Source organism: Streptomyces sp. NPDC088194 (assembly GCF_040702025.1).
Taxonomy (GTDB): Bacteria; Actinomycetota; Actinomycetes; order Streptomycetales; family Streptomycetaceae; genus Actinacidiphila.
In genome coordinates this window covers 13,944-35,123 of record NZ_JBFBIV010000086.1, presented here as the reverse complement: position 1 = coordinate 35,123, position 21,180 = coordinate 13,944, and the positions used below count along the sequence as shown (strand labels likewise).

Genomic DNA, 21,180 nt, shown 5'->3' with positions numbered 1-21,180 from the left:
AACGGAAGCTGCCATCGGCTGCCCTTCCGGGCCCCTCCGGGCTTTCCCTTCGTTGTGTTCCAACCTTAGCAGAAGCTTTTCGGTCGGAATTACCACCCGCCTTTCGGAGACACGGATGCCCGACTCAAGATTTCTCTCGACTGGGGGTTGGTGCCTTCGGCAAGCGAAGCGACAAGGTTCTCGCGCGTCATCCCGGACGAGTCCGGCTCGCGACAACCGTTCTAACCTACATCCGACCCAGGCACGCGTCAAATCAGCCGAAGGTGGACGGTGGCGTGTCAAGGTCCTCCAGCTCGATGCCCGGCGCGGCCAGGACCACGTCGCCGGCGAGGTGGACGTCGTACTGATCGCCGGTGGCCAGGTCGTCCACGCGGAAGTTATCCACAGGCAGCAAACCGCTGTCCGTGGAATGTGCTGTCCTTGTGAGGAGCGACCAGGACTGGTCGACGGTGAGCGGTGCGAGGACGGGGGCCTGGAATGACACGAGACGTACGCGGGTGGCCGGCGCGCCCGGTTCGAGGCGGAGCAGCCGGGCGGTGGCGATCAGGAACGCCGGCGATAGACCGGTGAACGCGTGCGCGGGCGCGTTGCCTTCTTGGGCGTGCTCGCCGGTCGGGTCTGTTCTGACCCAGGTGACGCCGTCGATCGCGGCTGCGCGGACCTGCCATGCGGCGGCGTGCAGCTCGAGGCGGATGGGACGGCCGAGGTCGTCGATGGTGAGGTCGATCGATCCCGCGTGTGCGCCTTCGGGCGTGGTGGTCTGCGCGGTGTAGCGCCAGCCGGAGGGGCCGGTGGCGCAGTGGAAGTGTTCTGCACCCAGGGGAGTGTGGTCATGCGTGTCGTAGAACGAGTAGCGGCCGCGGGGCATCGTCCGGTTTCGGGGTCTGGCAAGGCCCCCGCCTCGCGGGCGAGACGGGGGCCGGTGCGCGGTGGATCTGTTCGCCGCTGGGTGAGTCGCGCGGGCTCGCGACTACGCCGGTCAGTAGCGGTAGTGGTCCGGCTTGTAGGGGCCCTCGACCTTGACGCCGATGTAGGACGCCTGCTCGGGCCGGAGCGTGGTGAGCCTGACGCCCAACGCGTCCAGGTGGAGGCGGGCGACCTTCTCGTCGAGGTGCTTCGGGAGCACGTAGACGCCGATCGGGTACTCCTCGGGCTTCGTGAACAGCTCGATCTGGGCCAGGGTCTGGTCCGTGAAGGAGTTGGACATCACGAAGGAGGGGTGGCCGGTCGCGTTGCCGAGGTTCAGCAGGCGGCCCTCGGAGAGCACGATCAGCGTCTTGCCCTCGGGGAAGGTCCAGGTGTGGACCTGCGGCTTGACCTCGTCCTTGACGATGCCGGGGATCTTGGCGAGGCCGGCCATGTCGATCTCGTTGTCGAAGTGGCCGATGTTGCCGACGATCGCCTGGTGCTTCATCCGGGCCATGTCGGAGGCCATGATGATGTCGCGGTTGCCGGTGGTGGTGACGAAGATGTCGGCGGTCTCGATGACGTCGTCGAGGGTGGCGACCTGGTATCCGTCCATCGCGGCCTGCAGCGCGCAGATCGGGTCGATCTCGGTGATGATGACGCGGGCGCCCTGGCCGCGCAGCGACTCGGCGCAGCCCTTGCCGACATCGCCGTAGCCGCAGACCACGGCGACCTTGCCGCCGATGAGGACGTCGGTGGCGCGGTTGATGCCGTCGACAAGCGAGTGGCGGCAGCCGTACTTGTTGTCGAACTTCGACTTGGTGACCGCGTCGTTGACGTTGATCGCCGGGAAGAGCAGCGTGCCGTCCTGCTGCATCTCGTACAGGCGGTGGACGCCGGTGGTGGTCTCCTCGGTGACGCCGCGAATCTCGGAGGCCAGTTGGGTCCACTTCTGCGGGCTCGCGGAGATGGTGCGGCGCAGCAGGTCGAGGATGTAGCCGTACTCCTCGCTGTCGTCAGCGGCGGTGGCGGGCACAGCGCCGGCCTTCTCGAACTCGACGCCCTTGTGCACCAGGAGCGTGGCGTCACCGCCGTCGTCCAGGATCATGTTGGGGCCGCCGGTGGGGGTGTTCGGCCAGGTCAGAGCCTGCTCCGTGCACCACCAGTACTCTTCGAGGCTTTCGCCCTTCCAGGCGAAGACGGGGACACCCTGCGGGTTGTCCGCGGTGCCCTCGGGGCCGACGGCGATGGCCGCCGCGGCGTGGTCCTGGGTGGAGAAGATGTTGCAGGACGCCCAGCGGACCTGCGCGCCGAGGGCGACGAGGGTCTCGATGAGGACGGCGGTCTGCACCGTCATGTGCAGCGAGCCGGTGATGCGGGCGCCGGCCAGCGGCTGAGCGGCGGCGTACTCGGAGCGCAGGGACATCAGGCCGGGCATCTCGTGCTCGGCGAGGGTGATCTCCTTGCGACCGAACGCGGCAAGGGAGAGGTCCGCGACCTTGAAGTCGGTGGCGGTGGTGGTCATACGGGCTGCTCCTCGTGGTGGTCGAGGTGGACATGGACACGGCGCTGCCGCGCGGCATGGCGTTCCGAGTACTACGGACACACCTGTCCCCTTGTGGCAGCGCAATCCGTCGGAGGCCCTCTCTCCCTCGGCCGGTCGTTGTGCGATGACCGCCCGACCGCCATCAGCAGCGACGTCTGGCTACGTATGAATCTACACCGGACGGCGCTTCTGCCGCAGGGGGTCGCGGTCAGCGGCCGCCGGGGGTCTGGTCGGGGTCGGGGCCCGCCGCGGCGGCGGCCGCGCTGTAGATGTCGGGTTCGAGATAGATGACACGGGCGATCGGCACTGCGGCGCGGATACGTTCTTCGGCCGCGTCGATGGCGGCGGCGACCTGGACGGCGGTGTCGTCGTGGTCCACGGCGATCTTGGCGGCGACCAGGAGTTCTTCCGGGCCGAGGTGGAGGGTGCGCATGTGGATGACGCCGGTGACGGTGTCCCCGTCGGCGATGGCGGTGCGGATGCGGTCGCTGACCTCAGGACCGGCGCCTTCGCCGATCAGCAGGGACTTGGTCTCCGCGGCGAGGACAAGTGCGATGCAGATGAGGAGAGTTCCGATGCACAGGGTGCCGATACCGTCCCAGACGCCGCTGCCGGTGGCGAGGGCGATACCGACGCCGGCCAGGGCGAGGACGAGGCCGATCAGGGCGCCGAAGTCCTCCAACAGGACGATGGGGAGTTCGGGTGCCTTGGCACGGCGGATGAACTCGGCCCAGGACAGGTCGCCGCGGGTGTGGTTGGACTCCTTCACCGCGGTACGGAAGGAGGAGCCCTCGGCGAGGATCGCGAAGACCAGGACGCCGACCGGCCAGTACCAGTGATCGACGGGGTGCGGGTGGCGGATCTTCTCGTAGCCCTCGTAGAGGGCGAACATGCCGCCGACGGAGAACAGGACGATCGAGACGAGGAAGGCGTAGACGTAGCGTTCGCGGCCGTAGCCGAAGGGGTGTTCGTCGTTCGCGGCGCGCTTGGCCTTCTTGCCGCCGATGAGGAGGAGCGCCTGGTTGCCGGAGTCGGCCACGGAGTGCACGCCTTCGGCGAGCATCGAGGACGAGCCGCTGAACGCGAAGGCGACGAACTTGGCGACGGCGATCGCGAGGTTGGCGCTGAGGGCCGCGATGATCGCCTTGCTTCCGCCTGACGCGCTCATGGGTGGTGGGTGTCCTTTCGGTCGGCTCGGTCGGCGGGCGCTCGGAACCCGTCGGTTCGGGGGTTCGGACGGGCATTGTCGCAGAGCCCTGTGGCGGCGACCCGGTCGTCTGGCGGTGCGTCAGGCGGGCTACGCGGTCACGGTCGCCCGGAAGAGGGTGCCCTGGCCGGTGAGTTCGGTGCGTTCGCCGGCTGGGACGTAGGCGGATTCGCCTTGGGCGAGGGTGAGGGTGGCGGCAGGAGAGGAGGAGGCGTCGACGGTGCGCAGGCGGATCTCGCCGCTGGTGCACAGCAGGATCTGCGGGGTGCCGGCGGGCAGTGTGCGGGGGTCGGCGCCGGGGGCGAGGAGGTAGCGGGAGAGGCGGAACTCGTCGATGGGGGCCGGGTAGAGCTCCTCGCCGTCGGGCGCAGCCTCAGGGCGGAGCACGCCCGGGTCGCCGGCCTCGAAGCGGACGATGCGCAGGAGTTCGGGTACGTCGATGTGCTTGGGGGTGAGCCCGCAGCGCAGGACGTTGTCGGAGTTGGCCATGATCTCGACACCGAGCCCGTCGAGGTAGGCGTGCGGGACGCCGGCACCGAGGTAGAGGGCTTCGCCGGGCTGGAGGCGTACGTGGTTGAGCAGCATCGCGGCGATGATGCCGCGGTCGCCGGGGAAGCTGTGGGCGGCCTTGGCGTAGGCGGCGTAGGCGGCGGCGTGGGAGGTGCCGGGGGTCGCTGCCAGGCGGGCAGCGGCCTCGGTGGCGGCGCGTACGGTCTCGGCCATGGCGGCGGGGTCCGCGCCGAGGACGGCCGCGAGGACCTCGCGCAGGGCACGGTCCTCGGGGTGGGCGCGCAGGATGTCGACGTAGGGCGTGAGGGTGGGGACACCCAGGGCGTCGATGAGGTCGGCGGCCTCCGCGGGCCGGCGGAAGCCGCACAGGCCGTCGAAGGGCGACAGCGCGACGATCATCTCGGGCTTGTGGTTGGCGTCCTTGTAGTTGCGCTGCGGGGCGTCCAGGGGAATCCCGCGGGCTTCCTCCTCGGCGTAACCGGCCGCGGCCTGGGCGAGGTCGGGGTGGACCTGGAGGGAGAGGGGTGCGCCGGCGGCGAGGACCTTGAACAGGAAGGGCAGGCGGGGGCCGAAGCGCTTGACGGCGGCTTCGCCGAGTTCCGCGGTGGGGTCCGCGTCGATGACGGCGTCGAGGGCGACGGGGCCGTGGCCGCGGTCGATGCGGGAGGGGGCTCCGGGGTGGGCGCCCATCCACAGTTCGGCTTGGGGCTCGCCGGTGGGCGCGGTGCCGAGGAGTTCGGGGATGGCGGTGGTGGAGCCCCAGGCGTAGGGGCGGATGGTGTTGGTGAGGCGATTCATTCCGGTCATGGTCTCTCGGTCGAGGCGACGGCCAGGTACGCGGCGGCGAAGTCGGTGAGGGCGAGGAGTTCTGCGGCGGTGTCGAGCGGGCTACCGCCGGGAGCGGTGATCTCGCTGAGCGGGGTGTCGTGGGCGTATGCCTGCTCGCGGGCGGCGGGTGCCGCGGAGCCGGGCTGGTCGGGGGCCTCCTGGAACAGGACGATGCGCAGTCGCAGTTCCTGGGTGTCCTCGACCCGGTCGCGGAAGAAGTCGTCGGGGTCGCCGGCCAGGGTGTGGGCGCCTGCCTGCAGGGGGCCGTGAGCGGTGAGGGCGGCAGGCAGTTCGGCGGCGAGTGCGGGCCGCCCGGCGCGGGTGGCGAGGACGGTCGCGAAGCGGCGCGCACCGGCGGCGGCGACCGGGCCCTGGCTCCACAACAGGGGCAGGGAGCCGTCGAGTTCGGCGGCGAGGGTCTTGGCCGGGTTGCTGTAGGTCGCCACGGCCGGGCCGCAGCGGGCGGCGATCGCGTCGAGCCGGTCGGCGACGGCCTGGAGGGCACTGGTGGAGGCGCTGATCAGGCCGATCCGGCCGATGAGGGCCAGCACCGGAGTGAGCAGTGCCCAGAACGCGCCGGTGTCGGTCGTCGCCGGGGCGGAGTCGGCGGCGGAGTCGAAGCCGCTGCCCGGGCCGGCGAAGGGCAGCGCGATGCCGTGGACCTGTCCGACGGCGTCGGCCAGCGGGGCTCTGGCCGGGGTGACGGCGGCGGCGGTGCAGCCGCGGCGGTACGCCTGCTCGACGAGATCGGTGAGTCCCTGTTCGGTGCCGTGCTCGCTGAGCAGGAGCAGCAGGTCGAGGGGGCCGGTCCAGCCGGGCAGGGTCCAGCGTGCCTGCGCCGGTGTGGGGCCGGTCGGGGTGAGCAACTGGACCGGGGCGACGCCGGAGCCGAGCGCGGCGAACAGGTCAGCGACGGCGGCGGCCTCGGGACCGCTGCCCGCGATGAGCAGCGCACGCGGACGGCCGTCGGGCCGCAGTTCGGCCAGGCCCGCTTCCTCGGCGAGCCGTAGGGCGGTGCGCACCCGTGCGCCGGCCGCGGCGACGCCGCGCAGCAGTCCGTGGACGTCGGCGCGGGCGAGCGCGTCGGGGTCCTCCAACAGCGACTCGTCGAACAACACGACCTCCCGGTCGGGTGCGGGTACGGCCTGGGGTCAGGCGGGGCGGCGGGCCTCGTCGACGAGGAGCACGGGGATGTCGTCGCGCACGGGGTAGGCCAGGCCACAGGTGCCGGAGGTGCACAGGAGTTCGGCCGCTGCGTCGTCCTCGCGCAGGGGCGCGTGGCAGGCCGGGCAGGCAAGGATCTCCAGGAGGCTGGGTTCGACGAGCGGCATGGCGGGTCCTCCGTGCGGGTTGCGGCGGTCGTGGGCCGTTGCGGCCTGCGGGTTCAGCCTATCGCCGTGCCCGGTGGCGGGTCGGACCCGCCCGCATGCCGGCTCCCGTCCGGGCGCGGCCGGGAGCCGGGCTGCCCGTCCGGGCCGCGGTACGGCGCCGCCCGGACGCCCGGTCCCTGCCGGCAACCGGCCGAACGGCGCCGCCGTACAGGCCCGTCGGCCCGTCGGCCCGGCGCGGACAGCGCGGTCAGTCGCGGACGATGGCGAGCACCCGGTCGCGCAGGAGCCCGACCGTCGCGGCGTCGCGGGCCTCGACGTTGAGCCGCAGCAGCGGCTCGGTGTTGGACGCGCGCAGGTTGAACCACCAGTCGGGGGTGGAGACGGTCAGGCCGTCGAGTTCGTCGAAGCTGACACCCTCCTCCGCCGAGAAGGCGGCCCGTACGGCGGCGGTACGGCCGGCCTGGTCGGCGACGGTGCTGTTGATCTCGCCGGAGCCCGCGTAGCGGTCGTAGGAGGCGACGAGGGCGGACAGCGGTCCCTCCTGGGTGCCGAGGGCGGCCAGCAGGTGGAGCGCGGCGAGCATGCCCGTGTCGGCGTTCCAGAATTCGCGGAAGTAGTAGTGCGCGGAGTGCTCGCCGCCGAAGACGGCGCCCGTCTGCGCCATCCGCTGCTTGATGAAGGAGTGGCCGACGCGGGTACGCACCGCGGTGCCGCCGTGCTCGGCGATGACCTCGGGCACCGAGCGGGAGGTGATCAGGTTGTGGATGACAGCGGCGCCCGGGTGCTTGGCCAGCTCACGGGCGGCGACCAGCGCGGTGACGGCCGAGGGGGAGACGGGTTCCCCGCGTTCGTCCACCGCGAAGCAGCGGTCGGCGTCGCCGTCGAAGGCGAGGCCGAGGTCGGCGCCGGTCTCGCGGACCTTCTCCTGGAGGTCGACGAGGTTCTTCGGGTCGAGCGGGTTGGCCTCGTGGTTGGGGAAGGTGCCGTCCAGTTCGAAGTACATCGGCACCAGGTCGATCGGCAGGCCGTCCAGGACGGTCGGCACGGTGTGGCCGCCCATCCCGTTCCCCGCGTCCACGACGACCTTCAGCGGGCGGATGCCGGACAGGTCGACCAGGGAGCGCAGGAAGCCCGCGTAGTCGCCGAGGACGTCGCGGGTGGTGATGGTGCCCGGGGTGGCGGCGCCGGCCGGCAGCCCGGTCGCGGACCACCGCTCGGCCAGGTCGCGGATCTCGGCGAGGCCGGTGTCCTGGCCGACGGGTGCGGCACCGGCCCGGCACATCTTGATGCCGTTGTACCGGGCGGGGTTGTGGCTGGCGGTGAACATCGCGCCGGGCAGGTCGAGGCGGCCGCTGGCGAAGTACAGCTCGTCGGTGGAGCACAGGCCGATCTCGGTCACGTCCGCGCCCCTGGAGGCGGCGCCACGCGCGAAGGCGTGGGACAGCCCGGGCGAGGACGGCCGCATGTCGTGGCCGACGACGATGGCGGTGGCGCCGGTGACCGTGGCGAAAGCGGCGCCGAAGACCTCGGCGAGCGGCTCGTCCCACTGGTCGGGGACGACTCCGCGGATGTCGTACGCCTTGATGATCTGCGACAGGTCGGGTGACGCCGAAGAACCCGATGATTGGGGCACTGCACACCTCTGCGTTACGGTCCCGGGCGGTCCGGTCCGGACAACCTATCCGAGACGCGGTCCGGGGCCGGCGAGCCTACTGGTCCGGTGACCGCAGGACCCGCAGGTGCCCGCGCCGGGCGACCTCCACCGGGTCGATGTCGCGCGCGGTGGCCGCACCGCCCTGGCCGCGTTCGTGCGGGCGGGCCGCTTCCCTGACCGCGTTGGCGAGGGCTTCGAGGTCGTCGCCGCTGGGCCGGACCGGGCCGGTGTCGGTGGCCAGGCGGACGACCTCCCAGCCGCGCGGCGCGGTGAGGCGCTCGGAGTGCTCCGAGCACAGGTCGTAGCAGTGGGGTTCGGCGTACGTGGCCAGCGGGCCGAGCACGGCTGTGGAGTCCGCGTAGACGTACGTCAGTGTCGCGACGGCGGGGCGGCCGCAAGCGGTGCGCGAACAGCGACGTACAGGGCTCACGAGGTTGGACGGTACCGCACTCTTGAGCGGGCCGCGACGACTCTCCGCCAGGTCACCCGGTCGTGTCGCTCGGCGCCGTTCGGGGCCGGCTACGCCGGATGTACGAGGCTGACCTGCGGCAACCGTCGGAGCACCAGAAGCGGATACCGAGAGTAACGCTGTGGCCGCCGTCGTCACGTGCGTCGGGTTCGCATGCCGGCTGGCGGATATCCGTCACTTCTGTGGCCCGATCCGGTCCCAACGGGAAACGGATCGGGCAGTAACCGGTCGCAGACGCGGTCGGCGGCCGGGGCGTGGCTCGCCCGTACGGCGGGCCGGGCGCGGGTGGAGGTGACGCCCTGCTGTGCGGACCCGTCTCGGGGGCTAGGCTCACGCTGATGGACAGTTCGGCCCCCACTCCCCCGCCCCAGCCCGCGCCTCGGCCGCGGCACCGCGACCGCCACGGCCGCGGCATGCGCGGGCCCATCGCGCCCCCGCAGGTGCCGCTCGCGCTCAGCCGGGCCGACGCCTTCGACGACCTGGTGCGCGATGCCGCCGACCGGTTGGAGCGGCGCTGGCCGCAACTGGCCGACGTGGAGTTCGCCGTGCAGGACGTGCCCTGGCCGCAGGACGCTCCGCCGTCCGACGGCGACCCGGTGCCGCTCGGGCGGCTGATCGGCGCGGCGAAGGACCGGCCGAGCCGGATCGTGGTCTACCGCCGCCCGGTGGAGATCCGCGCCAAGGGCCGCGACGAGCGGGCGCTGCTGGTGCACGAGGTCGTCGTCGAGCAGGTCGCCGAGCTGCTCGGGCTGTCGCCGGAGAACGTCGACCCCAAATACGGCGAGGAGTGAGGGCCTCCTTCGCACCCTGGGCGCGAAGGCGGCACGACGGCGCCTGCGACCCTAGGACGCCAGGCGGCGCCAGGCACCCTGGGCGATCACACACCCCAGGAGGCCAGGCGCCCCAGGACGCTAGTGCTGAAGGACGCGCAGGTCGGATGCGGCCTGCGGCACGTCGACCATCCCCTGGTCGTCCGGCATCGGCTGGATCGTGAACATCGGCACCCCGTCGAGCGGCAGCGCCAGCATCCGTGACGCGTACAACTGCCCGCCGGACAGCCGCTGCACGGTCACCGCGTAGGAGCCCTTGAGGCCGGAAGGCTCCGGGGGAGCCATGGACAGGGTCGAGCCCGCCTTGACGGTGACCGTCTTGCCGGCGGCGGTGCCCGCGGTGGAGCCCGCCGAGGAGGTGATCTTCACGCTGACGTCCTTGCCGGTGGCGGTCAGGGCGAGCGTGGAGCCCTTGGCGCGGTTGTCGGCGACCGTCGCCTGCCGGTCGATCGGGCTGGTCGCGGGGAGGAAGGCGATCTCCTGCTTGCTGCCCTTGCCGCGGGTGATCCGCAGCGCGGCCACCACCGGTACCGGGGAGTGCGAGCTGCTCGATCCGATGACCAGGGACCCGGCGTCGCCCTTGGTGAGGTCCCCGAGGTCGACGGCCGTGGTCATGCCGCTCCGCACGTGCAGCGTCTCGTGGCCGGCCGGGGTGATCGAGCCGGTGGAGGTGGCGAGCTTCAGCGTCAGGTCGGCGTCGTCGGAGCCAGGCGCATAGGTGATCAGGCGGACGTCGGTGGCGTCGGCGGGGATGCCCGGCATGACGAGGTCGCCGGCGGGCTGGGCGGCGGCCGGCAGCCAGTCGGTGCCGGCCTTGTTGTCGGTGGCCTGCACGGCCGCGCCGACCCGGCCGCTGCGCGCGACGACGTGCACGGTCAGGTCCTGGACCTTGTCGGCGATGAGCGTGGACAGCAGCACCGGCTTGGAGCTGTTGCCCGGGACCGTGATGCCGTCGCCGGTCGAGCCCTTGAGCTGGCCGTCCTTGCCGTACAGGTCGACATCCACCACGGCGGGGGTCTCGTCGGGGTTGACCAGGTGGACGTAGTCCTGGCGGCCGTCCTGGGTGCTGGCACCGGGGAACCAGAACTCGCTGTCGGGGGCGACACACGAGGTGCCGAGCAGGCCGCGGCCGGGGCCGTCGCTCACGACGGTCGTCTGCTGCACGCTCCACCCGGGCGCCAGGGGGCCGTTCGCCGTGCCGATGAGGGCGGGCGAGTCCGACTTGTCGGTGGACGACGTGACGGGCTTGCCGGTGGCGGTGAGCGGCTTGAGCGCCTTGGGTTTGGGCGTGGCCGGCAGCAGCGTGGCGTCGCCGCCGGACGCGCCGGTGCCCGAACCGCTGCCGAGCGGCGTGAAGGACGTGTACGTGGTGTCGGCGAACTCCGACGTCGACGGCTCGGGGCACAGCAGGGTGCTGCGCTGGACCGGCAGGCGCGACGAGGACGCCGCAGGGGCGGTGTGCGAGTCGTCTCCACCGGTCATCGAGGCCGCGCCGGTCAGGACGGCGAGCGCGACCACGGCACCGGCCAGGGACAGGGTGCTGCGGTTCACTGGTAGTCGCTCCCATCGCGGCGCTGGTCGCCATCTGCGTAGTACGGGGCGGGGTCGACGTAGCCGGCCTGGTCGGGGTACGGCTGCTGCGCGCCGCCCTGGCCGTCCTGGCCCTGCTGCTCGCCGTACTCCTGCTGCTGCTCGCCGTAGCCCTGTTCGTACGGCGCCTGGCCGTCCTGGGCGGGCTGCTGCGACGCGTAGGGGTCGTAGCCGGGCTGCGCCGGGTAGCCGTAGGAGTCGCCGTACGCCTGCTGGTCGTACGTCCCGGGCTCGGCCGGGTACGGCTGCTGCCCGCCCTCCCAGCCGGGGGCGCCCTGGGCGTAGGACGGGTCCGGGTAGCCGCCTTCTTGGTAGCCGCCCTCCTGGTAGCCGGTGTCCTGGTACGTGTAGCCGTCGGCGCTCTCAGGGGCCGCGTACGGGTCGTAGCCGCCGGCCGGGGCGGGATAGCCGGGCTGCTGGTCGTAACCGGCTTCCTGGGCCTCCTGGGCCTCTTCCCGGGCGGGCGGTACGCGGACCGGCAAGGGTTCGGCGGGGGCGTCCGGGGAATCGGGCTCCTCGACCGACGCGGTGGATGGCGCGGCGGCGGAGGTCGAGGCGGCCCCGTCCGCGGCCTCGGCGGCCTCCGCGTCCGCGGCTGCCTGGAGGCGGCGGGCGCGGCGGCCCTCGCCCGTGGCCTGGCCGGGGATGTCGGCGGTGACGGCGCCCTCCGCGTCGGGCAGGTCGTCGTCGATCTCCTGACGGCGGCCGGGCAGCGCGAGCACGACGACGACGAGCAGCAGGAGCGCCTGGACACCGAGCCAGCCGATGTGGGTGATCGGCTCCTTGTAGGTCACGTCCAGGCGGCCGCCGGTGGCCGGCAGGTCGAAGCCCTGCGCCCAGCCGTCGACGGTGACCGGGGTGAGAGCGGAGCCGTCGAGGGTGGCGTGCCAGCCGGAGCCGGCGGTGTCGGCGATGCGCAGCACCCGGCCGGACGGGCCGGCGGGCACCTTGGTGTGCGCCTGGATGCGGCCCGAGGGGACGCTGATGGGCTGGGCGCCCTTGCTGGTGATGGTGATGCGGGCGACGTTCTGGTTGACCTGCCACAGCTCGGTGCCGTCGGACTGGCTGAGCCGGGACAGGCCGGGGGTGCTGTCGAGGACGCGGCCGAAGGAGTGGGGCGCGCCCTTGGGGGCCAGGACGTAGCGGACCGCGTATCCGGCGAGCCGGCTGCCCTGGTCAGCGCCGGACCCCGCGACGAGGTTGGCCACCACGGTGTCCAGGGCGTGGTCGTGGGGTGCCTCGGCGGCGAGTTCGGCGTCGCCTATCCGGGCGCCGGAGCCGCGCACGACGGCGTAGTCGACGTGGCCTTCGGTGCCGCTGATCACCAGGGTGCGGGGCTGGTCGCTGGTGGTTGCTTCCTCGGCGACGAACGCGGGCACCTGCTGCGGGTTGGTGCGCTTGAGCGGGCCGTCGGCGCCGTCGATGACCCAGGTGAAGGCGGCGAGCAGCGGGGCGGCGACCGCGGCGAAGGCGACCAGGGCGGCGACCGGCTGGCGCCAGCCGAAACCGCTGGCGGCGATCCGCTCGTTGGCGCCCTCGGCGCCGATCGCGGCGGCGGCCAGCAGCGCGAGACCGTAGACGAGGGTGGCGGGACCGGCCCAGTCCTTGCCGTTCTCGATGACGGCGAAGAGCAGGCCGGTCAGGGCGACAGCCCAGGCGGTGACGATGGCGGTGCGGCGGGTGCCGCGCATCAGGGCGGCGAGGGCGGCCAGCACCACACCGATCAGCAGGAAGCCGCCGGACGCCTTGGGGCCGCCGGGGCTGAGCAGGAGCAGGTCGAGGCCGGAGGCGGTCTTGGTGGAGTACGCCAGGCCGGCCTCGTTGAGCATGCGCCCGGGGTGCGCGAGCAGGGTCAGCGACCAGGGGGCGAGGAGCACCATCGGGGTGACGACCAGGGCGGCCGAGCGCAGGAGCTGCGGCACCAGCAGTTGCTGCTGTCCGCGCACCAGGCGCCAGGCGATCGCTCCGGCGGCGAGCACCAGGGCGATCGGCCAGGTGACCGGCGTGAACGCGGTGGTGAAGGTGAGCATCAGGGCGAGCACCCAGGTGGCGCGCCAGCCGGGACGGGTGCCGCGCTCGATGGCGGAGTCGCTCAGTTGCAGGCCCGCGGAGGAGATCGCGGCGCGCGCCATGAGCGGCAGCAGGATCGCCAGGACGGCGGTGCCCAGGCGGCCGCCGGCCAGCGCGCCGGTCGCGGCCGGCAGGAAGGCGTAGGCGACCGACGCCCAGGCGCGCAGCAGGCGGGACTCGACCAGCGGCCGGGAGGCGAAGTAGGCGGTGACGCCGGCCAGCGGCACGGAGGCGACCAGGAACAGGGTCAAGGTCAGGCCGGTGGAGCCGAACAGCACGGTGGCGAAGAGCGCGAGGACCGCGATGTACGGGGGCGCGGCCTGGGTGCCGCCGTTGCCGAGCGCGTGCCAGGAGCCCGCGTAGGTGTCCCACAGGTCGGAGGCGCCGGGGTCGGCCGGGAGCAGGGCGCCGCCGGCCAGCGCTCCTCCGCCGAGCAGGCCGCGGCAGGCGGCCAGGGAGACGACGAGCAGGACGGCGAAGAGCACCGGCCCCGGTTTGCGGGCGATCCGTTTCAGCCGGCCGAACTGCTCCAGCTCCAGGAAGTCGCCGTCCTCGTCGCCGGGTCCGGACTCGACGGCGCCGCCATGGCGGCCGGCGGCGGCGGTCGCGGCGTCGGCGCGGCCGGCGAAGTTGCTGACGACCTGGTCGACGGTGGCGCGCACGGTCGCGCCGGGCGGCGGGAACAGGGGGCGCAGTTCGGACGGCGGTATGGCGCCGCGGCCTCGGCTGCGGCGGGCGGCGAGTACGCGGCCGGGACGCAGCAGGACGCCGAGCAGGCCGACGATCTCGTCGACGGCCTGGCCGGGCACCTTGCCGACGAGGTAGGCGAGGGTGCGCAGCAGGGTGCCGACGACGATGCGGAGCATGACGTACGGGAGCAGCGGGCCGCGGGTGTTGGCCAGGAGGGTGTAGACGGCGCCGGACTTGTCGACGCGGTGCGGGTTGACCGCGGAGCGGCCGGCGCAGTCGACGGGCCGGCGTTCGCGGGAGGCGGCCTCGGCGTGCCGCATCACCGCGTCGGGGGCGATCAGGACGGTGTGGCCGGCGGCGTGGGCGCGCCAGCAGAAGTCGACGTCGTCGCGCATGAGGGGCAGGCGCCGGTCGAAGCCGCCGAGTTCCTCCCACACGTCGCGGCGCACGAGCATGCCGGCGGAGGAGACGGACAGCACGGGGCGGACCTGGTCGTGCTGGCCCTGGTCCTGCTCGCGGCGCTCCAGGCCGGTCCAGCGGCGTCCGCTGCGGGCGATGGAGACGCCGGTCTCCAGGAGTTGGCGGCGGTCGTACCAGCTGCGCAGCTTGGGGCCGATGATCGCGGCGGACGGCGAGGTCTCGGCGGTGCGCAGCAGCGCGGCCAGCGCCCCGGGGTCGGGTTCGCAGTCGTCGTGCAGCAGCCACAGCCACTGGATCGGGTCGCCTTGCGGCTCGGCGGGCTCGTCGTACGCGTCGTCGTTCCAGGTGCGGCTGACGGGGTCCCAGCCGCTGCGGCGGCGCAGGTAGGGCAGGTCGTCCGCGGTCAGGGGCGTGGTGGAGCGGGCGGCCTCCTCGACGGCGGCGCCGAAGCCGGTGCGGCGGGCGAGGTGCAGCACCCGCTGGTCGCCGAGGGCTTCGGCGAGCAGCCGGGCGGAGTCGTCGGCGCTGCCGGTGTCGGCGGCGACGACGTCCTGGACCGGACGGTCCTGCGCGAGCAGCCCCTGGAGGGCCTTGGGCAGCCAGCGCGCGCCGTCGTGCGCGACGAGCACGGCGGTGACGACATGGCGCGGGAACTCAGGGGTACCGGGCGGATGGACGGCCGGTGCTGGGCTGTTCACGGACATCGAGGTTCGGGCCCCGGTTCGCTGGACTGCGGTGGACGCATCAACCCGCCACTGGCGGGGCATGCATCTCGGACGGCCCCCCACACTAACGGCTCACAACGGCGCGGCCGTCCGGGTGTGGGCACAACAGCGGCCCGCCTGCCGTGCCGAAGGGCGCGGGAGACGGGCCGGATGCGAGGTCCCCGAGGGGCGGGAACCGGGTGGGCGGCGGGGTGCCGGCCAGGGATCGGGGGTCAGACGACGCCCTTCTTCAACCGGCGGCGCTCCCGCTCGGACAGGCCGCCCCAGATGCCGAAGCGCTCGTCGTTGGCGAGGGCGTACTCCAGGCAGTCGGAGCGGACTTCGCAGGCGAGGCAGACCTTCTTCGCCTCGCGGGTGGAGCCGCCCTTCTCGGGGAAAAAGGATTCGGGGTCGGTCTGCGCACACAGCGCGCGCTCCTGCCAGCCGAGTTCCTCGTCGGCCTCTTCAGCCAGCAGCAACTGGAACTGCTCGGTCATGCGCGCCCCTGTCTGTCGTGCTTCCCCGTGATGGTGCCTGGCCGTCGGACCACGTCCGGCGGTCCGGCCGAACGACACGAGTGAAATTACAAGTGTGCCGATCCGGGCCAGTCAAGCCGAGATCTGCTATTGGGCCCGTTATTCACTCCGCTGAACCAAGGAGTGACAGATAGTGTTGATATCGGCCTAAACGACCGCATCCGTCAACCATGGCCCTCACGGCCAAACGCTCACGTTCCGTCAGACGCTGCGGTGACGGGCGACGTTCCGTCCGTTCGAGTGAAGCGTTGCGGATCACATTTCGATCACAGAAGCACAACGTCATACCGGGATGGCGTGTTCTCCCAGATCCGGAAGGCAATCCGCATCAGATCTGCGCGGATGCGCCACCTCCTATCCGCACCCCGTCGCGCACAAACCTTTCACCACCCGACCCTGCCGGATCAGGTGAAAGCAGTCGGGCATTTCGGACATTCGGTTGACAGGTCACCGCTCCGACCGCTTTGCTTGCTCTCATGCATGCCGAGCACAACGCGCCCTTCCGGACTCGCCGCCGCGAGTCCTGCTGCGTCGCGCTCGCACAGAGCTGTTGTTGTTCCTCCCGCTGCCGCTGATCCCCTGACCGGCCGCCACGGCCGCCGGCACCTTCCGCATCATGCGCACCCCGAGGAACTCACCCCATGTACTCCGACGTCTCGATCGCCGGTGACCCGCTCGAACTGCCCCACCTGCTCCCGCCGGTGCCCCAACACCCCCACAGCGTCGCGGAGTTCGCCGGGCTCGCCCGCTCCATCGCCGCCGACCGCGCGCAGTGGGCTCCGCAGGTGCGCTACGACGCCACCACCCGTTGGTACGCACGCCTGCGAACCGGCCCCGGCTACGAGGTGTGGCTGCTGAGCTGGCTGCCCGGACAGGGCAGCGGGCTGCACGACCACGGCCTTTCCAGCGGCGTGCTCACCGTCCTGGACGGCACCTTGCACGAACGCGCGCTGACCGCCCGCGGCGAGACCCGCCGCACCCTGACGCCCGGTCACCAGCGCGTGTTCGCCCCCGGCTACGTCCACGACGTCGTCAACGAGTCGCTGGACGGCGCCGTCAGCCTGCACGTGTACTTCCCCGGGCTGACCGAGATGACCCCGTACGCGTGCACGCCCGGCGCCCGCACGCCCGCACAGGCGTAGCCGGCGGGACGGCCCGGCGTCCCCGGTCGCGGGGCTGACAGACTGGGCCCATGCGAATCGTGGTTCTGGCCGGAGGTATCGGAGGAGCGCGCTTCCTGCGCGGCCTCAAGGCAGCGGCGCCGGAGGCGGACATCACCGTCATCGGCAACACCGGAGACGACATCCACCTGTTCGGGCTGAAGGTCTGTCCCGACCTGGACACCGTCATGTACACCCTGGGCGGCGGCATCCACGAGGAGCAGGGCTGGGGGCGGGCCGACGAGACCTTCGCGGTCAAGGAGGAGCTCGCGGCCTACGGCGTCGGGCCGGAGTGGTTCGGGCTGGGCGACCGGGACTTCGCCACGCACATCGTCCGCAGCCAGATGATCAGCGCCGGCTACCCGCTCAGCGCGGTCACCGAGGCGCTGTGCGCCCGCTGGAAGCCCGGGGTGCGGCTGATCCCGATGTCCGACGACAGGATCGAGACGCACGTGCTCGTCGAGGTCGACGGGGAGCGCAAGGCGATCCACTTCCAGGAGTACTGGGTGCGGCTGCGCGCTTCGGTGCCCGCGCACGCGGTGGTGCCGGTGGGCGCGGAGGGCGCGAAGCCCGCGCCCGGGGTGCTGGAGGCGATCGGCAGCGCCGATGTGATCGTCTTCCCGCCGTCCAACCCGGTGGTCAGCGTCGGCACCATCCTGGCCGTGCCCGGCGTGCGGGAGGCCATCGCGGAGGCCGGGGTGCCGGTGGTGGGCCTGTCCCCCATCGTCGGTGACGCGCCGGTGCGCGGGATGGCCGACAAGGTGCTGGCCGCCGTGGGCGTCGAGTCCACCGCTGCGGCGGTGGCGGCGCACTACGGCAGCGGGCTGCTGGACGGGTGGCTCGTCGACACCGTGGACGCGGGCGCCGTCGAGGAGGTCGAGGCGGCCGGCATCCGCTGCCGGGCGGTGCCGTTGCTCATGACGGACCTGGAGGCGACCACGCGGATGGCGCGGGAAGCGCTCGCGTTCGCCGAGGAGGTGCGGGCATGACCGCGGAAGCGCCCCGCTACGAGGTGTTCGGGGTGCCCGGGATCGGCGAGGTGCAGCCGGGTACCGACATCGCCAAGCTGATCGCCGAGGCCGGCACCGACCTCGCCGACGGCGATGTGCTGCTGGTCACGTCGAAGATCGTCAGCAAGGCCGAGGGGCGCGTGGTGGACGCGGACGACCGCGAGGCCGCGATCGACGCCGAGGCGGTGCGGTTGGTGGCCCGTCGCGGGCCGACCCGGATCGTGGAGACGCGGCACGGCTTCGTGATGGCCGCGGCCGGGGTCGACGCGTCCAACACCCCCGCGGGCACCATCCTCCTGCTGCCCGAGGACCCCGACGCGTCGGCCCGCGCCATCCGGGACGGGCTGCGCGACGCGCTGGGAGTGCGGGTCGGCGTCATCGTCACCGACACCTTCGGGCGGCCCTGGCGCGAAGGGCTCACCGACGTGGCGATCGGCGCGGCCGGCGTGCGGGTGCTGGACGATCTGCGCGGCGGCCAGGACTCCCACGGCAACCCGCTGAGCGTCACGGTCACCGCGACCGCGGACGAACTGGCCGCGGCCGGCGACCTCGTCAAGGGCAAGGCCACGGGGCTGCCGGTCGCGGTGGTGCGCGGCCTGGGCGGCGTACTGCTGCCGGCCGCCCCCCGAGCGGATGGCGCCGCGGACGGCAGCGGCGGCGGCAGCGGCAGCGGCAGCGGCAGCGGCAGCGGCAGCGGCAGCGGTCAGGACGACGACGGCGCGGGCGACATCGGGGCGCGGGCGCTGGTCCGGGTCGCCGCCAACGACATGTTCCGGCTCGGCACATCGGAGGCGGTGCGGGAGGCGGTGTCGCTGCGCCGCACCGTACGGGAGTTCACCGACGTCCCCGTGGACCCCGCCGCCGTACGGCGGGCCGTGGCCCTCGCGGTGACGGCGCCCGCCCCGCACCACACCACGCCCTGGCGGTTCGTGCTGCTGGAGACGCCCCAGGTGCGGGTGCGGCTGCTCGACGCGATGCGCGACGCCTGGGCCGCGGACCTGCGCGGGGACGGCTTCTCCGAGCAGAGCGTCGCCAAGCGGCTGCGGCGCGGCGACGTGCTGCGCAAGGCGCCGTACCTGGTGGTGCCGTGCCTGGTCACCGAGGGCGGCGCACACCCGTACCCGGACGCGCGGCGGGCGACGGCCGAGCGGGAGATGTTCCTGGTCTCCGGCGGCGCCGGCGTGCAGAACTTCCTGGTCGCCCTGGCCGGCGAGCAGTTGGGGTCGGCGTGGGTGTCCTCGGCGCTGTTCTGCCGCGACGTGGTGCGGGAGGTCCTCGACCTGCCGCCCTCCTGGGACCCGCTCGGCACGATCGCGATCGGGCGGCCGGCGGAGGCGCCCGCACCCCGGGCCGAGCGCGCGGCCGAACCGTTCCTCGCGGTGCGCTGACCGCCCCCGGCGGGCGGCGGGCCGTCCCCGCGGCCGACCGGTGCGGCTTCAGTGGTGGCGGGGCGGCGCCATCCGAGGCGCGCGCCGGGGCGGTGCGGGCGCGGCGAGCAGGATCAGCCGGGTGGCGCGGTGCCGCTGCCCTTCGTACGGGGCGAGCAGGCGCAGCATCGTCTCGTCGTCGGAGCGCGGTTCGCCGGTGAGGGCGTAGCCGATGTGATGCGGGAGGTGGAGGTCGCCGACGGTGACGGCGTCGGGGGCGCCGTGGCTGCGCTGGAGGGTTTCCGCGGCGGTCCACGGCCCGATGCCGGGGACCGTACAGAGCAGGGCGGCTGCGTCCTCGGCCGGGCGGTCGGCGAGGGAGTCCAGGCGGGCGCCGAGGCGGACCGCGCGCAGGACGGCGGAGGCCCGCTTGTTGTCGACGCCGGCGCCGCGCCAGTCCCACGACGGCACCCGGGCCCAGCCGCGCGGGTCCGGCATGACCCGCATGCCGCGCGGGATGTCGGCGCCCTGCGGCCCCGGGGCGGCCTCGCCGTGCTGGAGCAGGAGCAGCCGCCAGGCGCGGTACGCCTCGATCGTGGTGACCTTCTGCTCCAGTACGGACGGGATCAGCGATTCCAGCACCAGGCCGGTGCGGGTCAGCCGCAGTCCGGAGTGCCGCCGGTGGGCGGCGTGCACGATGCGGTGCCGCGGCACGAAGGCGGACGGGTCGTCGTCGGCGCCGAGGAGCGCGGGGAGGCCGTCGAGCAGCCACTGGGCGCCCGGGCCCCAGGCCGTGCCCTCGATCGCGGCCGGGCTGCCGGTCAGTCGCAGGGTGCCGGGACCGGCGGGGGTGCGGCTGGCCCGCCACACCGTGCCGTCGGGGGCGATGCGGAAGGCGGGGTCGCCGCCGCCACGGCGCAGCGGCATGAGGGTGCGGCGTACGTCGAGCGGGGCCGGGGGCACCCACGTACGCGTGCGGCCCGGCGCCGGGGAGGGCGGCTGCGTCGGGGCGGTCGCCTGCGCGGCGGCCGCCCGCGGGGGCGCGGTCTCTTCGGGCACCCCGGAAGGGTATAGCGCGCCGCCGGGGAGCCCCGCCGCGAACGTCACGGTTCGCCCCGGGCCGGCCCCGGCGGCCGCTTGCCGTGTCGGTCGCCGTGCCGGGCTACCGGTCGGGCTACTGGTCGGAGGAGAAGCGGATGGCGGCCGCGGGGAGGCGGGCGTCGCACCAGACGCGGGCGCCGCGGAGGAGTTCGTTGTCGGCGCCGACGTCGGCGTTGTCGCCGATCACCGCGCCGACGAGGACCGTACGGGAGCCGACGCGGGCGTTGGCGCCGACGAGGCTGTCGCGGATCACCGCGCCGGGGGCGATGTGGGCGCCGGACAGGATGGCGCTGCCCTCGACGAGGGCGCCGGAGCCGATGACGGCGCCGGGGGCGACGGAGGTGCCGCCGAAGAGTTTGGCGTCGTCGGCGACGACCGCGCCGGGCAGGACGAGGTGTTCGCCGCGGCGGCCGGGGACCGCGGGCGAGGGGGCGCGGCCGAGGACGAGATCGGCGGAGCCGCGTACGAAGGCTTCGGGGGTGCCGAGGTCGAGCCAGTAGGTGGAGTCGACCATGCCGTGCAGGTGGGCGCCGTCGGCGAGCAGTCCGGGGAAGGTCTCGCGTTCGACGGAGACCGGGCGCCCGGCGGGAATCGCGTCGAGCAGGGCGCGGGTGAAGACGTACGCGCCGGCGTTGATCTGGTCGGTGACGATCTCCTCGGGCGTCTGCGGCTTCTCCAGGAACGCGGTGACGCGGCCGTCGGGGTCGGTGGGGACGAGGCCGAAGGCACGCGGGTCGTCGACGCGGGTGAGGTGCAGCGACACGTCGGCGCGGTGGGTGCGGTGGGCGGTGACCAGGGCGCGGATGTCCAGGCCGGTGAGGATGTCGCCGTTGAAGACGAGGACCGGTTCGTCGGGCGCGGAGTGCAGCCGGTGGGCGACGTTGCGCAGGGCGCCGCCGGTGCCGAGCGGATCGGTCTCGGTGACGTACTCCAGGTGCAGGCCGAGCGCGGAGCCGTCGCCGAAGTGCGGTTCGAAGACCTCGGCCAGGTAGGACGTGGCCATCACGATGTGCTCGACACCGGCGGCGCGGGCCCGGGCCAGCTGGTGGGTGAGGAACGGGACCCCCGCGGCCGGGACCATCGGCTTGGGGGTGTGTACGGTGAGCGGGCGCAGTCTGGTGCCCTTGCCGCCGACCAGCAGGATCGCCTCGGTGGCGGGACGTTGGGTCGGATCGGCTGTACCGGCCGCGGAGGCGGGGTGTGCTCGCATGGGAACGATAGTGGCATAAGCGGTAAACCCGATAAACCATC

At 73.2% G+C, this 21,180-nt stretch carries 17 protein-coding genes; 4 read left to right on the top strand and 13 right to left on the bottom strand.

From position 1 onward, the window contains the following. Nucleotides 1-253: 253 nt before the first annotated feature. The 8 genes from AB0399_RS32720 to AB0399_RS32685 all read right to left on the bottom strand — a co-directional run bounded on the left by AB0399_RS32720 (nucleotide 254) and on the right by AB0399_RS32685 (nucleotide 8,463). Entirely contained in the window at nucleotides 254-868 is a 615-nt protein-coding gene (locus AB0399_RS32720; protein WP_329369002.1) for a hypothetical protein, read from the bottom strand. A 111-nt stretch (nucleotides 869-979) separates the two neighbouring features. After that, a complete protein-coding gene (gene ahcY, locus AB0399_RS32715; protein WP_329369000.1) occupies nucleotides 980-2,431 on the bottom strand; it encodes an adenosylhomocysteinase in 1,452 nt (483 codons plus the stop codon). A 229-nt stretch (nucleotides 2,432-2,660) separates the two neighbouring features. Further along, a complete protein-coding gene (locus AB0399_RS32710) occupies nucleotides 2,661-3,620 on the bottom strand; it encodes a cation diffusion facilitator family transporter (protein ID WP_366413782.1) in 960 nt (319 codons plus the stop codon). Between the two features lie 129 nt (nucleotides 3,621-3,749). Continuing rightward, nucleotides 3,750-4,967, bottom strand: coding sequence for a mannose-6-phosphate isomerase, class I (manA, locus tag AB0399_RS32705; protein WP_366413785.1), 1,218 nt, complete (start codon nucleotides 4,965-4,967; stop codon nucleotides 3,750-3,752). A gap of 5 nt (nucleotides 4,968-4,972) precedes the next feature. Further along, the gene (locus tag AB0399_RS32700; RefSeq protein ID WP_366413784.1) at nucleotides 4,973-6,112 is read right to left on the bottom strand and encodes an SIS domain-containing protein; all 1,140 of its coding nucleotides are present in this window, start codon (nucleotides 6,110-6,112) and stop codon (nucleotides 4,973-4,975) included. Between the two features lie 36 nt (nucleotides 6,113-6,148). Continuing rightward, on the bottom strand, nucleotides 6,149-6,328 hold the full coding sequence (locus AB0399_RS32695) for a Trm112 family protein (protein WP_329368996.1): 180 nt from the start codon (nucleotides 6,326-6,328) through the stop codon (nucleotides 6,149-6,151). 247 nt (nucleotides 6,329-6,575) lie between these two features. Continuing rightward, the gene (locus tag AB0399_RS32690) at nucleotides 6,576-7,961 is read right to left on the bottom strand and encodes a phosphomannomutase/phosphoglucomutase (protein WP_366413781.1); all 1,386 of its coding nucleotides are present in this window, start codon (nucleotides 7,959-7,961) and stop codon (nucleotides 6,576-6,578) included. Nucleotides 7,962-8,037: 76 nt separating this feature from the next. Then, nucleotides 8,038-8,463 (bottom strand): DUF3499 domain-containing protein, encoded by a 426-nt coding sequence (locus tag AB0399_RS32685; protein ID WP_328474135.1) that lies wholly within the window; start codon nucleotides 8,461-8,463, stop codon nucleotides 8,038-8,040. 326 nt (nucleotides 8,464-8,789) lie between these two features. On the opposite strand from AB0399_RS32685, the gene AB0399_RS32680 reads away from it, so the two are divergent. Beyond that, the gene (locus AB0399_RS32680; protein WP_329368991.1) at nucleotides 8,790-9,242 is read left to right on the top strand and encodes a metallopeptidase family protein; all 453 of its coding nucleotides are present in this window, start codon (nucleotides 8,790-8,792) and stop codon (nucleotides 9,240-9,242) included. Between the two features lie 120 nt (nucleotides 9,243-9,362). Here AB0399_RS32680 and AB0399_RS32675 read toward each other — a convergent pair whose 3' ends face one another. The 3 genes from AB0399_RS32675 to AB0399_RS32665 form a co-directional block, all read right to left on the bottom strand. After that, nucleotides 9,363-10,832, bottom strand: a complete 1,470-nt coding sequence (locus AB0399_RS32675; protein ID WP_366413780.1) for a DUF5719 family protein — start codon at nucleotides 10,830-10,832, stop codon at nucleotides 9,363-9,365. Further along, the gene (locus AB0399_RS32670) at nucleotides 10,829-14,755 is read right to left on the bottom strand and encodes a glycosyltransferase (protein WP_366413779.1); all 3,927 of its coding nucleotides are present in this window, start codon (nucleotides 14,753-14,755) and stop codon (nucleotides 10,829-10,831) included. Before AB0399_RS32670 ends, AB0399_RS32675 begins: the two co-directional genes overlap by 4 nt. A gap of 233 nt (nucleotides 14,756-14,988) precedes the next feature. Next, a complete protein-coding gene (locus AB0399_RS32665) occupies nucleotides 14,989-15,252 on the bottom strand; it encodes a WhiB family transcriptional regulator (RefSeq protein ID WP_031519519.1) in 264 nt (87 codons plus the stop codon). Between the two features lie 680 nt (nucleotides 15,253-15,932). Here AB0399_RS32665 and AB0399_RS32660 point away from each other — a divergent pair. The 3 genes from AB0399_RS32660 to AB0399_RS32650 are packed head-to-tail and all read left to right on the top strand — an operon-like array spanning nucleotide 15,933 to nucleotide 18,849. Beyond that, nucleotides 15,933-16,433 carry a cysteine dioxygenase family protein gene (locus AB0399_RS32660; RefSeq protein WP_366413778.1) on the top strand — a complete coding sequence of 167 codons (501 nt, stop codon included), beginning with the start codon at nucleotides 15,933-15,935 and terminating at the stop codon, nucleotides 16,431-16,433. Nucleotides 16,434-16,483: 50 nt separating this feature from the next. Next, nucleotides 16,484-17,440, top strand: a complete 957-nt coding sequence (gene cofD, locus AB0399_RS32655) for a 2-phospho-L-lactate transferase (protein ID WP_328464689.1) — start codon at nucleotides 16,484-16,486, stop codon at nucleotides 17,438-17,440. Further along, on the top strand, nucleotides 17,437-18,849 hold the full coding sequence (locus AB0399_RS32650) for a coenzyme F420-0:L-glutamate ligase (protein WP_366413777.1): 1,413 nt from the start codon (nucleotides 17,437-17,439) through the stop codon (nucleotides 18,847-18,849). Before cofD ends, AB0399_RS32650 begins: the two co-directional genes overlap by 4 nt. A gap of 48 nt (nucleotides 18,850-18,897) precedes the next feature. On the opposite strand, the gene AB0399_RS32645 is transcribed toward AB0399_RS32650, so the two are convergent. Together AB0399_RS32645 and AB0399_RS32640 are read right to left on the bottom strand one after the other, a co-directional pair. Continuing rightward, on the bottom strand, nucleotides 18,898-19,755 hold the full coding sequence (locus AB0399_RS32645) for a DNA-3-methyladenine glycosylase 2 family protein (RefSeq protein WP_366413783.1): 858 nt from the start codon (nucleotides 19,753-19,755) through the stop codon (nucleotides 18,898-18,900). A gap of 247 nt (nucleotides 19,756-20,002) precedes the next feature. Continuing rightward, a complete protein-coding gene (locus tag AB0399_RS32640; RefSeq protein ID WP_366413776.1) occupies nucleotides 20,003-21,139 on the bottom strand; it encodes an NDP-sugar synthase in 1,137 nt (378 codons plus the stop codon). Nucleotides 21,140-21,180 lie beyond the last annotated feature (41 nt).

What these genes read in the sequence shown, in the direction of transcription:
- AB0399_RS32720 (WP_329369002.1), bottom strand. Translation starts at nt 868, where the DNA reads ATGCCCCGCGGCCGCTACTCGTTCTACGACACGCATGACCACACTCCC.
- ahcY (WP_329369000.1), bottom strand. Translation starts at nt 2,431, where the DNA reads ATGACCACCACCGCCACCGACTTCAAGGTCGCGGACCTCTCCCTTGCC.
- AB0399_RS32710 (WP_366413782.1), bottom strand. Translation starts at nt 3,620, where the DNA reads ATGAGCGCGTCAGGCGGAAGCAAGGCGATCATCGCGGCCCTCAGCGCC.
- manA (WP_366413785.1), bottom strand. Translation starts at nt 4,967, where the DNA reads ATGAATCGCCTCACCAACACCATCCGCCCCTACGCCTGGGGCTCCACC.
- AB0399_RS32695 (WP_329368996.1), bottom strand. Translation starts at nt 6,328, where the DNA reads ATGCCGCTCGTCGAACCCAGCCTCCTGGAGATCCTTGCCTGCCCGGCC.
- AB0399_RS32680 (WP_329368991.1), top strand. Translation starts at nt 8,790, where the DNA reads ATGGACAGTTCGGCCCCCACTCCCCCGCCCCAGCCCGCGCCTCGGCCG.
- AB0399_RS32670 (WP_366413779.1), bottom strand. Translation starts at nt 14,755, where the DNA reads ATGTCCGTGAACAGCCCAGCACCGGCCGTCCATCCGCCCGGTACCCCT.
- AB0399_RS32665 (WP_031519519.1), bottom strand. Translation starts at nt 15,252, where the DNA reads ATGACCGAGCAGTTCCAGTTGCTGCTGGCTGAAGAGGCCGACGAGGAA.
- AB0399_RS32660 (WP_366413778.1), top strand. Translation starts at nt 15,933, where the DNA reads ATGTACTCCGACGTCTCGATCGCCGGTGACCCGCTCGAACTGCCCCAC.
- cofD (WP_328464689.1), top strand. Translation starts at nt 16,484, where the DNA reads ATGCGAATCGTGGTTCTGGCCGGAGGTATCGGAGGAGCGCGCTTCCTG.
- AB0399_RS32650 (WP_366413777.1), top strand. Translation starts at nt 17,437, where the DNA reads ATGACCGCGGAAGCGCCCCGCTACGAGGTGTTCGGGGTGCCCGGGATC.
- AB0399_RS32645 (WP_366413783.1), bottom strand. Translation starts at nt 19,755, where the DNA reads ATGCCGCTGCGCCGTGGCGGCGGCGACCCCGCCTTCCGCATCGCCCCC.
- AB0399_RS32640 (WP_366413776.1), bottom strand. Translation starts at nt 21,139, where the DNA reads ATGCGAGCACACCCCGCCTCCGCGGCCGGTACAGCCGATCCGACCCAA.